The sequence below is a fragment of the Veillonella parvula genome (assembly GCF_032550495.1).
In the GTDB taxonomy this organism is placed as follows: Bacteria; Bacillota; Negativicutes; order Veillonellales; family Veillonellaceae; genus Veillonella; species Veillonella parvula_G.
The window spans coordinates 163486-175685 of record NZ_JAWFZJ010000003.1 but is presented as its reverse complement, the minus strand read 5'-3'; the positions used below and the strand labels follow the sequence as shown (position 1 = coordinate 175685).

The window sequence follows — 12200 nt, the reverse complement described above, 5'->3', positions numbered from 1 at the left end:
TCCCTCTTATTGATTCTCTCATCTCTCTATTTCATCTATTATTTTCTCGTAATGCCAATAATGCAGAAACTTCATCCATGTCGAGATTAAACATATTACTTTCAAGATCAATTGGCTCAAAATAGTAGCGAACCGTATCCGCCCCAAATTCATCGTCTAATTTGGACCATTCTGCCCCTGAAAGCACGGTAAATCCGAGCGTATCATTTCCAAGGCTTTCAACAAACCAACGCACCTCATAATCAGGTTTAACGAAGTCGTTGAAGTATTTGATGGTCACATCCCGATCTTTCTCATCACCGTAAGGAATTAAGAGTTCTTTATCGCCTTTTTGTAGCATAATATCGTCACCATAGGGCTTGCCATTGCTAACGGTTTGAATATCGATAGGCTCATCTATCATATCATTGAAATAACGCACCACATCTTCGTCATCCTCGTGCCAGTCAACCCAGATAATAGCCTCAGAATCAAATAAATCATCTAAATCCATATCATGACTAAAGAAATCTTTGACTAATTTATACATATCTTCCATAGGCTCTCTCCTGCATATCACTTATATTTTTAGGTAGAATACAACACCAGTATCACCACTTTAAAACAACTCTATAAGGTTTCGTATATCACATCTTGTTGAGCCGTAAAGTTTTCATCAAAAGGAACCAAAACATATAGATGTCCTGCTGAGGATTCTCCCACATCATAGCCTAGTGCAAATGCATCGTAACAACCTGATTTATCCAGCATTATATCCGTTAGCGTTAGTACAACAGACTCTTCTTGCGGTATTCCCTTTTGTATGAGCCCCTTCGCCAGTTGGTCTAATTCATCTAATTGAACATATAATTGCTCCCATATTGATAGTGAAAGTACATCATCTTCAGTATAACCGGTACAACTAATATTAAGTTTTTTAAAGGCTTGTCCTACATTCTCTAAACGATTAATGCCCAATCGGCGAGATACAAAGTAAACGCCATACGGTTCTTCAGACCAGCTTTCAACATTCCATAATGTCATTAATTCCGATTTTCTCATTAGGACGCTCCATTAGTTAATCAGCCTGCAATATCTGCATCAACAGGGTTCCCATCCGCATCAATATGAGCTATGATACAGTGCCCCCAGAAAATATCATCATCGTCATAATAGACCTCTATGGAGCCATCGTTACGAAACGCCAATTCACCCATCGTAATACGCTTAGCAAATACGTCTGATGTAATCGGATCTTGATCGTCATTGTCGAGCCAGTAATTAGCGAGTTCTAACAAGGTCTCACTAATATATATACTAATTCGTTGTTCAAATGCTTTGAAATTATCGATTGTATTGAAAGCAGCCAATGCTGTGGTACAGCTTTCATCAGATCCCTCATCCACATCAAGAGTGAATGCATAATCACCAATTCTCGCTGTGTAATATTGATACTCTCGATTTAAGAGGAAATCGCCCCTATCGGTATGAAGGTATTTAGGAGTTTTCAAATACGCCGACAACGCCTCTAACTTGCTATGTTTAGCATGTTCCTCTAACACCTCGAGTACATAATAGCGATTATTCCAAGACGGGCGCATATAGCCCAAGTCCTCTAAGGGTTTTGCTTTCTTAACTAACAATTTATAGACCCCATGAGGCTCAAAAGAATACCCCCATCTATCGTCAAGACCCTCAATAATCCACGTCAAAATGCCTTCGCTACGGTCAAGCACACCGGTTCGAGTATCTAAAATAGCATCGGTAGACACTAATGGCCTATGGTACTTATCTAAATAAGGACTAGCTCCATTCGCATCACTGCGCGGCAATGCATAAATCTCAAATACTTCCGGCTCAAACTCTGCTTCATATTCTGGTACACGTACAATACTCATATGACTCTCTCCTACATTATAATCACGCTACTCATCATAATTTCTGTTATATCATGATCGTTCTGCTACATCGATTCTATGTAACAGCTCTTTTGCTAGTTCTTGGGCCGTTTCGAATTCCTCATTTGAAAGCACCATAAGTACAAAGCTATCGGTTCCGATATCCATACCTACTAACTTATAGGTTTCCCATGTGGCATTAAGATCCGCACTCCAGTCCGTAATACATTGGTCTTCATCTAATGCTGCTGTATCAATAGTTAGATTTTCGCTAGTATCTAAAGACTTGTTACGTATTAATTTCTGTACATTATGAATAAAATCCTCTAGTTCACACTTGCAGCTTAGCTCTACAGCATATCCTTTAGATACTAGTTTCTCATAAAGGTTCCACCAACTATCTTCTAATTCTTCCATGGAGCGCAACTTAGCCTCGGTCATAAAAGATTTAGCTTGTTTAGCATCGCCTAGTAATAACGTTGCTAGCTCTGTAAATGTTGGTTTCATCTGCTCTATATCTAGATTTGCTACTTCTACACACAAACTACGATCAGGTACTCTGCGTTTTTTCACAAAAGCCCGCATCATCTTCACCGCATCAGGATAACTCACATCTGCCATACGATAGGTCTTACCATCTATGTCTAAGAATATATCCACTGCATCCTGCGTTTTCCCTACACGGGCTTTCATCGCAGTACAACCATTGATCGCATGAGATGGGTATAACTCCATGTACATGAAAAATCCATCATGCATGGCCTTTAGAGTATTATCTATACCAACTATGTTAAAGCCGTTTCGATTATAATCAGGGCTCTTCATATGCCACTCCTTGTAGTTATCGAAGAGCTTTTCTTGAATCCAATTGTAAAAGCTCATATACACTCTCCACTATACACTGCCGTTTACATACAATAATTATCTTAATTATATCATTATAAAGAGATACTTATCATAAAACTTATGTTTAATTAGCATAAGAATAATTTCTGATAAAATAGGTTTTCAAATCGATTCTGCTCTATGAGACAGTGTTTTAGGTCTCAAAACCTAAAAAGAGCCAAGATTTAAGTCTTGGCTCCTAAAAAGACATAATACTAAAAAACATATGCCCATTAATTATTTTATTGGTGCGCCTAACCGGAATCGAACCAGTGACACGCAGTTTAGGAAACTGCTGCTCTATCCTACTGAGCTATAGACGCATGTATACTTTATTATATCGTTTTTAATAAAGTATACGCAAGGCGTCCTTATTGTTGTAGGTATTGGTTATTTACTTGTTTTTGTTCTTCTGGGCTGAGGTTTTGGTAGCCTTTAGCTAATGCACTTACCCAAGATCCGTAAGCAGGGTTTGGGAATACCACAAAGGTAGTACCAAAGTCTTCTTTATGAGCATCGATGATGCTATTTCTTTCAGCTAGTGTCTTACCTTTTGTGCCGATTGGGAAATCACCGGCGTTATCGCCCATATATACAATGACATAATATTTTTTAGCAATCATATCAAAGCGAGGTTGTTTGTCAGAGTCTTTTTCGAATAGTAGTACATGGTCTTTATCAACAGATGGAAAGCCTAATTCTTTAAAGTTCTGTATCGTTACATCAAGGTTTACTGGGGCGTAACGGTTTGATACGTAGAAAATTTCTACCCCTTGTTTATGTACTTCATTTAGGAATTCAACAGCGCCAGGCATGGCTTGCGATTTGCCTTGATACACGGCTTGACGCCACCAAGGAGCATCAAAACGGCCATTACCATTTACAATGCTTTCACCCATCAACTTGGTATTATCCACTACGGTTTCGTCCGCATCAAGAACGATAGCTAAAGGTTTTCTTTGATGAGATGGATCAGTAACGGCCATCTTAACGGCATTCATTGCCACATTATACCCTTGATACGCCAACGCTCTGTACTCTGCAGAGGTACGCATCCATAGCAAGCCCATCGTTTCAGTTTCGGCTTGGTACTGTTGCTTTTGATTGAGGGCTTCCTGTGCCGCTACATCATTAGCTACTACATTATTAGTTACTGTATTATTTGTTGTAGCACTAACTCCATCATTCTTAACTGCTGTAACAGTAACAGGCTGAGCTGGTTGAGCCTGCGTTACAACAGCAGCAGAAACAGGGCTATTTGTTTTTACCTTAGTCGGAGAATCCGCTTGTACCACAGGCCCCATACAAAGGCTTCCTCCAATACAAGCCACCGCCACATACCATGCCAAACTACTAGATTTCATAACTGCCTCCTATTCACATGTAACATTTCGTGTAAATTCAACACATCATATAATTCTACATAGTTATACTAAAATCCTTTTAAAATTTGTATATTTCTAAAAGCAAAAAAAGATCCTATGCACCATACCATAAATCGATTCAGATAGTTGCTTAGGCTCTTTTAGAAGTTAATAAATACGGTTTTAAATTTATCTATGTAAAAACTATGCTATAATACAGCTATCGATGGTATTAGAGATTTCTTACTAAAGAGAGGTATATGTAATGAAACTATGTAAACGATCAATTATTGTCAGTTCACTATTAGCTGTATTAGCTATATCATCTGCATATGCAGCTGCCCCTGTGCAATCTACCGAAAACACAGATACTGCTATGGTTGATATGGATTACTCCAATCTTCCAGAGCTAAAAAAATCTATCGAAAGTGCAACACCGGCTATGGTCCAATCTACTCTTGCTGCTTCTAAGGGAAAGCCTACTAAAGATAAGCCCGTCTATTCGACAGTCACTATGACCGGTAACCGTGTTGTATCCGTAAAGACCTACAAAACTAAAGAAGAACAAGAAAAGGCCATGTTAAAGGAGCGTGAACGCTTAGACAAGGTCAGTGCGGAACGTCGTGCTAAACGAAAAAATGAAACTCGCGCGGATATGCTAAAAGGTTTAAAAGCAATACCTATGTATCCACCTGTTAATGAAACACGAGCATTACAAAGCGAAATGTTCTCTCAACCATTTGGGAGACAACTCGATTTGCGTTTAGTAGAGGCCTACACACAAGATTATGACAAGGCCAAACCTGGCGATATTTATGTCTATGCAGATTATGTGGACTATACATCTAAGCAGCTATTAGGTGAAAAAAATGATACTACTGCTATTTCAGCTATGATTCTACGTACAATCATGAGAAAAGACGAAAATAAAGCTTTCAGCATCGATGTAAATGCGTACTTCATAAACCCAACAACGCATACCATTTCTATAAGTCGTTCTGAAGATGTAAAAGGTATCGATATCAAGAAAAGTGAAATAGCTGAAACTGTATTTAAACTACCGACACACCAGCTACAACCGGGTGATCCACAATATGAAATTGCTAAGCTTATGTATCAAGATCTAACAAGTAAAAAATTTGATTAGTAATATTTAAATACACTCTCCACAACAAAAGCCCCTCCTTACTATGAGCTACATAGCAAGGAGGGGCTTCGTGTTAGTTTAAGGAAGTTCTTTTATCGCATTAGTGTTGTGTAGATAAACTATTTTAATATTGTTTAAATAGTATCATTAATCTTATTTTACATCGCTGAAATCGATGTTCATGCCCAAGGCTTTAGCAACGCCTTTACCATAAGCGGGATCGCATTGGTAGCAATGTTTTGCATGACGTTCTTTGATAAAATCAGGTACGCCATTCATAGCTGCTGCGGTGTTATCAAATAAGACTTGTTGTTGTTCAGGGCTCATGAGGCGGAACAGTTTACCTGGTTGTGTAAAGAAGTCAGAGTCGTCTTCATAGAAGTCATATTGGTAGGCTGGGCCAGATACGTCGAGAGGAGGATTTTTGAATTCCGGTTGTTCAGCCCATTCACCAAAGCTATTTGGTGCGTAGCCAATTGTAGACCCATGGTTTCCATCTATACGTCCTTGACCATCGCGATGATAGATATTTACAGGACATTTAGCGGCATTAACAGGGATTTGATAATAATTTGCCCCTAGACGATAGCGTTGCGCATCCGCATAGGAGAACAAACGACCTTGTAGCATTCTGTCAGGAGAGAAAGAGATACCAGGAACGATAGTTGTTGGTGCAAATGCAGCTTGTTCTACATCTTGGAAATAATTTTCTGGGTTGCGGTTAAGTTCCATCACACCAACTTCGATTAATGGGAATTCGTCATGATACCATACTTTTGTTAAATCGAATGGATTGTATGGCATATTGTTAGCTTGTTCTTCGGTCATCACTTGGATGCATAATTTCCATTTAGGGAAATCGCCTCTTTCAATAGCCTCAAAGAGGTCACGTTGATGACTTTCACGGTCACTAGCTACCACATTAGCCGCCTCAGCGTCAGAAAGATTTTCAATCGGTTGTTGGCAAACCCAATGGAATTTAACCCATACGCGCTCATCGTTTTCGTTAATAAGACTGTATGTATGACTGCCAAAACCATGCATTGTGCGGTAGGATTTAGGAATACCACGGTCACTCATGACGATTGTTACTTGGTGGATCGCCTCTGGCAAGCTAGTCCAGAAATCCCAGTTTGCTGTCGCATCGCGAAGATTTGTTTTCGGATTCCGTTTTACAGCGCGGTTCAAATCAGGGAATTGCAATGGATCGCGGATAAAGAATACAGGTGTATTGTTACCTACGAGGTCCCAGTTTCCTTCTTCCGTATAAAATTTTACGGCAAAGCCACGAATGTCGCGTTCTGCATCGGCCGCACCACGCTCACCGGCAACGGTGGAGAAACGTACGAATAACGGCGTTTGCTTGCCTACTTCAGAGAAAATTTTTGCTTTCGTATATTTTGTAATATCGTTAGTTACTGTGAAAGTACCAAATGCACCGGATCCTTTAGCATGCATGCGGCGTTCAGGAATCACTTCGCGCTCAAAATGCGCTAATTTCTCCATGAGCCAAACATCTTGCATCAATACAGGACCACGTTTACCTGCTGTAGCAGAGTTGCGATTATCTGGTACGGGAGCGCCAAAGGCGGTTGTTAGTTTCTTTTCATTATTCATGTTACAAACTCCTACTTAGAGATCAAAATTAAAGTAATTTACTTTACATAATTTTTAAATCATATATCTCAATTACGATAAAATTATTAATGGATAATTATTATCCATTAATATGTAATTAGAATAGCACAAATTTTTTAACATAACAACCCTAAACCTTTATAAATTTTGTATACACGATATCATTTATAATTTTAAAATGAGAATTTCAATGTTATATATTTAAATTCTGTTAAGATATACCTACAAAAATACGCAAAACAAAAAACACCTTGTTTCTACTAACTTGTAGATCACAAGGTGTTTTCATTCAATTTATGCCGGACGACTCCAATCAACTTGTACGTCGATCGCTTCCCACATACGTGTTAAAGCTAACTTAAGATTATCCAAAGATTCTAATGGTTTTACGGTCAATCGTTCATACGTATCAAGACCTGTAGCATGCTCAATAGCATGTTCATTATTCAAGTAAGCGATTACCTTATCAACCCACTCTTGTTCAGGTAAATCTACGGACACTGTTTTTGTTTCTGTATCATAGGACAAGAAACCATTGCTGTTTACGCCATAATGAATGGCCACACGAAATAAACTCATATCTATACCTCTCTTGCGGTAATTTATTAACACTCCACCCATATTGTAACACGAACAATTATATTAGCGAAAGTATTCAATATAATCTTTATAAGTCCTTTTTGACGGTCTTTTTAGGTCCTTCAATAGATGGGTGTGTATCTGCAATTGTAGACCGATTAGCCTCTTTAGTTGAGACTACATCAACATTAATAGACTCCCCATCCTCTTGATCAGGCTGTGCATCCACTGCCGCTTTCAACTCTGACCGTTTTCTGCGTATTCCATTGTCTCCGTGAAAGCGTTGCCATAACGCCCCACTCATGACAGCGGTTTCACCAAATTTAGACTCTAAGGAGTCTAACACACTAGATAGCTTATCCTCTGTTTTATCCTGTGGGGATTCAAAGAGACTGTCCTGCATAGGAACCTCCTCATCGAGACCACTCACAGTAAGGCCTAATAAACGGATAGGACCAGGCGGATCCATAAAAGTAATCTCACTAGAACTACTATATTTAGAAGTACTATATTTAGAACCAATATGGTTAGAACGATTATCTTTAGAACTACTATATCTAAAATCAGTAGATTTCACTTTCATAGTTGCCCCTAGTGCTTCTACGTCTTTCTTTGTACCTTTCGGATTCTTACTCATTTTATCTTGCATGAGCTTATTCCACAAGAGCAGCGCAGTTTCAAAAAATACATGCTCATGATCTGACGGCGTATCTAGCCGCTTCTGCCGTGATACGGTAGTGAAATCATCATACCGAACCTTGATAGATACAGTATGTCCATAAAGGCTACGTCTCCGAAGCCGTTTCGATAAACGGTTTGCAAAGTACCTAAATTCTAATTCAATAGCACGGCCTTCTGTGAGATCTTCTTCATAGGTTTCCTCAGCGCCAATCGATTGTGTCTTTCGGTCTGTTTCAACAGGTCTATCATCGATACCATTCGCGAGTTCCCATATGCGCTTTGCCTGATTTCCAACAAGAGGAATTAAAGTGCTTTCATCAGGCAAAGACTGAATATGACGTATCAGATGAAAGCCACCAGCTTTTAAAATTTTCTCTGTCCGAGGGCCAACACCCCAAATACGTTTAATAGGCAAAGGAGCTAGCACCTCTTTTTCACGACCGTATGGGATGACCACAAGACCATCTGGCTTATCTAAATCAGAGGCTAATTTAGCAAGAAATTTATTGGGTGCTAAGCCTGCAGAGATAATAAGTCCTGTTTGCTCGAATACACGATCTTTAATGGCTTGTCCTAGCGCTTTAGGACCACTATACATGGTAGACATGCCGCTCACTTCAAGAAAGGCTTCATCAATAGATAGAGGCTCAATATAAGGGGTGAATTCTTTCATGATGGAAAAAATTTGGTTCGACACTTCTTTATATCGATCCATCCGAGGATATACATAGATGCCATCAGGACAGAGTTTCTTAGCCCTCGAGATTGGCATCGCAGAGTGAACACCAAATTTTCGAGCCTTATAGGAACAGGTAGCTACAACACCACGTGAAGAAAGACCACCCACGATTACGGGGTGGCCTTTATACTCTGGATGATCCAGTTGTTCTATGGACGCGAAGAATGCATCCATATCAACATGCATAATCCAACGTCTCATTGTTACGCTTCTTTTTCGTGCTCAGAAATGCGGCAGTATTTAATTTGCGCGCAAATGCACTCATCTTTAGTTTTGTATAATTGAGGGAGAATATCTAAAATATCCGCAAATGTAGCTTCATTAATGGAGTAACGCGTCCATAAACCATTACGTTGAGAGTTAACTACACCTGCATCAATTAAGATTTTCATGTGGTAACTCAACGTAGATTGAGACAAATTGAAGCTCGCTAAAATATCGGCTGCACATAATTCATTGCAAGACAACATATCGATGATGTGTAATCTCGTTTCATCACTTAATGCCTTAAAAATCGTCGCTAAACGTTCGTAAGAAACTTCAACCATATCTTTAACTCCTCAGATCCTTATCAAAAAATATCAATCTACTTCTTGGTATTATTATATACTATTTCTTAATGTAAATCTATTTTTTTCTTTATATTTGTATCTTAATAATTTATTATGAATACAAAAAAATTATAGATAAGTAAATTTCGTCTTATTATAAACTAATTTAAGCACGTATCTCTTTGTATAAAATGAATATTTTAAACAAATTTTCATTTTATAGATTTATCTGAATATACATTTTTTTGTATATATAACAATTGCGCTCTATTATCCATTATATATTTCTCGATATACTCACACTTTAATAACTATATAGCATACTTCGATATACCGCACCACTGTAGCAACCTAAAGGATTAGATATAGAGTATCCACGTTTATATTCTACATCTATTCAACACAAAAGGCCCCTCTACGAGGGGTCATATCTGTATAATTCTATAAATCGATTGCATAGCAAAAAATATTAAAATGTATAATATTATATCAATGCTACCAAATACAAATTTCCTATTATATCAAATTAGTATAGCTTAGAATACATTTACTAAGTCGATAGTTTGGCTACGGTTAGGGCCAACGGATACGATACCCAAAGGTACACCTGTTACTTCAGCAATGCGTTCTACATATTTACGAGCATTTTCAGGCAATTTGTCGTATTCACGAATACCAGAGATATCAGTTTCCCAACCTGGCAATGTTTCGTACACTGCTTCGCATGCTTCAAGATCTTTCAAGTTAGCTGGGAAGCCTTCTACGTCTTTACCATTTAATTTGTAACCTACGCAGATTTTCAATTCTTTGAAAGTATCAAGAATATCCAAGCGAGTAATAGCCAAATAATCAAGGCTGTTAAGACCTGCTGCGTATTTTACAACCATGAGGTCTAACCAACCACAACGACGAGGACGACCCGTTACAGTGCCGAACTCATGACCAAGTTCACGAAGGTTATCGCCAGTTTCGTTAAGAAGCTCTGTAGGGAACGGACCTGCACCAACGCGCGTAGCGTAAGCTTTTACTACACCGAAGATGTTTTTCAAGTAGTTAGGACCCACACCAGCGCCTGTGGAAGCACCACCTGCAATTGGATGAGAGGATGTTACAAATGGATATGTACCATGATCAAGGTCGAGCATAGTAGCTTGAGCACCTTCGAACAATACCTTTTTATCCTCTTTTACAGCTTTAAGAACAGCCGCATTAGTATCTGTTACATAAGGCTTCAACGCTTCAGCGTATTTGATGTAATCCGCTAAGATTTCATCGTAGTTAACAGGTTCAGCATCGTATACCTTCGTAAGCATTTTATTTTTGAACTCTACATTGTACGCTAATTTTTGTTTAAATGCTTCCATATCATACAAATCGCAAATACGGATACCGATACGATTGATTTTATCAGCATAGCAAGGACCAATACCATTTTTAGTAGTACCGATTTTAGCATCCCCTTTAGATGCTTCTTCCGCAGTATCTAGAGCGATATGGTATGGCATAATAACATGTGCACGGTCGGAAATTTGAAGGGTTTTAGCAGATCTGCCTTGCTTTTCAAGGCCTTCAATTTCTTGTAACAGAACTTTAGGGTCGATAACAACACCAGTACCCACAATATTTTGTTTGTTATCGTATAAGATACCACTTGGCAAAAGGCGAAGTGCAAACGCTTTATCATCAACTACAACAGTATGACCCGCGTTATTACCACCTTGACTGCGCACCACAACATCCGCACGTTCTGCGATCCAGTCAACAATTTTACCTTTCCCCTCGTCACCCCATTGAGTGCCGATAACCATACTAGTTGCCATATCTATATCCTCCATGTAACAGTCGAAACAATTCATTTTTATTATACAACAATGTTCGGATTCTGTGAAAGTATTTATACAAATTCAATCTTTAGTTTCTTCCCAAACGCACGGGCTATTTTCTGCAATGTTTTCAAAGATGGATTTCCATTGCCATTTTCAATCTTACTAATATCAGACTGTGTAATACCTGTTAACTCAGATAATTGCATTTGCGTCATATGTGCTGCTAATCGCGCCTCAACTATATTCTGAATAATTTGGTATTCATCATCTAAGGCATCCCACTCTTTTTTAAACTTCGGATTTTTTAATTGCTTTTCTAAATATTGATCTAACGTTTCCATATTATCTATACCTCTCAATATAATCCTTTTTATACTTAACAGCCAATGTAATTGCATCCTTAGGCGTTTTCATAGATTTTTTAACAAAACCATTCGTCAAAACAATGCATTTTCCCACAAAAAAGAAATATAATATCCTAGAAATATTTGAACCTTGTTTTGTACGCAACTCATAAATGCCCTCTTCTAAATATTTAGACTGAGGCTCTCTCAAACGATTGCCATATAATTCGAGTATCTTTAGATCTCGAATTGTTTTAGCTCGCTGCTTATCTGAAAGTTCATTTAAGAATACTTTTGCTGGTTTATCTCCACTTAGAGTTTCATAAAAAACAACAGAAAACGTATCCATCATATTCCTCCTAATACTAGAAGAAATCTTTACCTCAATTATATGTTAAAACATATATCCAGTAAAGATACAGAAATATAGAGATATAAAAATTTAAAGTCTTACTATATCCAATATAGATAACTGGTTTATTAAAGTAAACAAATGGGAGGTGACCAATGGTCACCTCCCATGTATTGACATTTTAACGAGTCAAAATATTCTATTTTAGTTCTTTTAT

General features: G+C 38.2%; 13 protein-coding genes and 1 tRNA gene. 1 reads left to right on the top strand and 13 read right to left on the bottom strand.

Annotated features, from left to right (window positions below):
• Positions 1 to 31 precede the first annotated feature (31 nt).
• From E6X37_RS07175 to E6X37_RS07150, 6 genes are all read right to left on the bottom strand, one after another.
• A complete protein-coding gene (locus E6X37_RS07175; protein WP_287521347.1) occupies positions 32 to 538 on the bottom strand; it encodes a hypothetical protein in 507 nt (168 codons plus the stop codon).
• A 71-nt stretch (positions 539 to 609) separates the two neighbouring features.
• Positions 610 to 1041, bottom strand: coding sequence for a hypothetical protein (locus tag E6X37_RS07170; protein WP_278467445.1), 432 nt, complete (start codon positions 1039 to 1041; stop codon positions 610 to 612).
• A 20-nt stretch (positions 1042 to 1061) separates the two neighbouring features.
• On the bottom strand, positions 1062 to 1877 hold the full coding sequence (locus E6X37_RS07165; protein ID WP_287531300.1) for a DUF2262 domain-containing protein: 816 nt from the start codon (positions 1875 to 1877) through the stop codon (positions 1062 to 1064).
• 51 nt (positions 1878 to 1928) lie between these two features.
• Positions 1929 to 2759 carry a DUF6630 family protein gene (locus tag E6X37_RS07160; RefSeq protein WP_287531301.1) on the bottom strand — a complete coding sequence of 277 codons (831 nt, stop codon included), beginning with the start codon at positions 2757 to 2759 and terminating at the stop codon, positions 1929 to 1931.
• A gap of 249 nt (positions 2760 to 3008) precedes the next feature.
• Positions 3009 to 3085: transfer RNA gene (locus E6X37_RS07155), tRNA-Arg, on the bottom strand.
• Positions 3086 to 3133: 48 nt separating this feature from the next.
• Positions 3134 to 4126, bottom strand: a complete 993-nt coding sequence (locus tag E6X37_RS07150) for a 5'-nucleotidase, lipoprotein e(P4) family (RefSeq protein WP_287521326.1) — start codon at positions 4124 to 4126, stop codon at positions 3134 to 3136.
• A gap of 265 nt (positions 4127 to 4391) precedes the next feature.
• On the opposite strand from E6X37_RS07150, the gene E6X37_RS07145 reads away from it, so the two are divergent.
• The gene (locus E6X37_RS07145; protein WP_287521324.1) at positions 4392 to 5273 is read left to right on the top strand and encodes a hypothetical protein; all 882 of its coding nucleotides are present in this window, start codon (positions 4392 to 4394) and stop codon (positions 5271 to 5273) included.
• Between the two features lie 153 nt (positions 5274 to 5426).
• Here the strand turns inward: E6X37_RS07145 and E6X37_RS07140 are convergent, their stop codons facing one another.
• From E6X37_RS07140 to E6X37_RS07110, 7 genes are all read right to left on the bottom strand, one after another.
• A complete protein-coding gene (locus E6X37_RS07140) occupies positions 5427 to 6890 on the bottom strand; it encodes a catalase (RefSeq protein ID WP_008714687.1) in 1464 nt (487 codons plus the stop codon).
• A 315-nt stretch (positions 6891 to 7205) separates the two neighbouring features.
• Positions 7206 to 7490: a hypothetical protein gene (locus E6X37_RS07135; protein ID WP_004694573.1), complete on the bottom strand. Its 285-nt coding sequence runs from the start codon at positions 7488 to 7490 to the stop codon at positions 7206 to 7208.
• 88 nt (positions 7491 to 7578) lie between these two features.
• A complete protein-coding gene (gene dinB / locus E6X37_RS07130; RefSeq protein WP_315308497.1) occupies positions 7579 to 9111 on the bottom strand; it encodes a DNA polymerase IV in 1533 nt (510 codons plus the stop codon).
• 2 nt (positions 9112 to 9113) lie between these two features.
• Positions 9114 to 9458 (bottom strand): ArsR/SmtB family transcription factor, encoded by a 345-nt coding sequence (locus tag E6X37_RS07125; RefSeq protein WP_004694570.1) that lies wholly within the window; start codon positions 9456 to 9458, stop codon positions 9114 to 9116.
• Positions 9459 to 9997: 539 nt separating this feature from the next.
• Positions 9998 to 11281: an adenylosuccinate synthase gene (locus E6X37_RS07120; protein WP_315308495.1), complete on the bottom strand. Its 1284-nt coding sequence runs from the start codon at positions 11279 to 11281 to the stop codon at positions 9998 to 10000.
• Between the two features lie 74 nt (positions 11282 to 11355).
• Entirely contained in the window at positions 11356 to 11628 is a 273-nt protein-coding gene (locus E6X37_RS07115; protein WP_004698285.1) for a helix-turn-helix domain-containing protein, read from the bottom strand.
• Between the two features lies 1 nt (position 11629).
• The gene (locus E6X37_RS07110; RefSeq protein ID WP_255263897.1) at positions 11630 to 11983 is read right to left on the bottom strand and encodes a type II toxin-antitoxin system RelE/ParE family toxin; all 354 of its coding nucleotides are present in this window, start codon (positions 11981 to 11983) and stop codon (positions 11630 to 11632) included.
• Positions 11984 to 12200 lie beyond the last annotated feature (217 nt).

Coding starts and splice junctions, on each gene's coding strand:
- E6X37_RS07175 (WP_287521347.1), bottom strand. CDS start 538: ATGGAAGATATGTATAAATTAGTCAAAGATTTCTTTAGTCATGATATG.
- E6X37_RS07170 (WP_278467445.1), bottom strand. CDS start 1,041: ATGAGAAAATCGGAATTAATGACATTATGGAATGTTGAAAGCTGGTCT.
- E6X37_RS07110 (WP_255263897.1), bottom strand. CDS start 11,983: ATGATGGATACGTTTTCTGTTGTTTTTTATGAAACTCTAAGTGGAGAT.
- E6X37_RS07160 (WP_287531301.1), bottom strand. CDS start 2,759: ATGAGCTTTTACAATTGGATTCAAGAAAAGCTCTTCGATAACTACAAG.
- E6X37_RS07140 (WP_008714687.1), bottom strand. CDS start 6,890: ATGAATAATGAAAAGAAACTAACAACCGCCTTTGGCGCTCCCGTACCA.
- E6X37_RS07135 (WP_004694573.1), bottom strand. CDS start 7,490: ATGAGTTTATTTCGTGTGGCCATTCATTATGGCGTAAACAGCAATGGT.
- E6X37_RS07120 (WP_315308495.1), bottom strand. CDS start 11,281: ATGGCAACTAGTATGGTTATCGGCACTCAATGGGGTGACGAGGGGAAA.
- E6X37_RS07115 (WP_004698285.1), bottom strand. CDS start 11,628: ATGGAAACGTTAGATCAATATTTAGAAAAGCAATTAAAAAATCCGAAG.
- dinB (WP_315308497.1), bottom strand. CDS start 9,111: ATGAGACGTTGGATTATGCATGTTGATATGGATGCATTCTTCGCGTCC.
- E6X37_RS07145 (WP_287521324.1), top strand. CDS start 4,392: ATGAAACTATGTAAACGATCAATTATTGTCAGTTCACTATTAGCTGTA.
- E6X37_RS07150 (WP_287521326.1), bottom strand. CDS start 4,126: ATGAAATCTAGTAGTTTGGCATGGTATGTGGCGGTGGCTTGTATTGGA.
- E6X37_RS07125 (WP_004694570.1), bottom strand. CDS start 9,458: ATGGTTGAAGTTTCTTACGAACGTTTAGCGACGATTTTTAAGGCATTA.
- E6X37_RS07165 (WP_287531300.1), bottom strand. CDS start 1,877: ATGAGTATTGTACGTGTACCAGAATATGAAGCAGAGTTTGAGCCGGAA.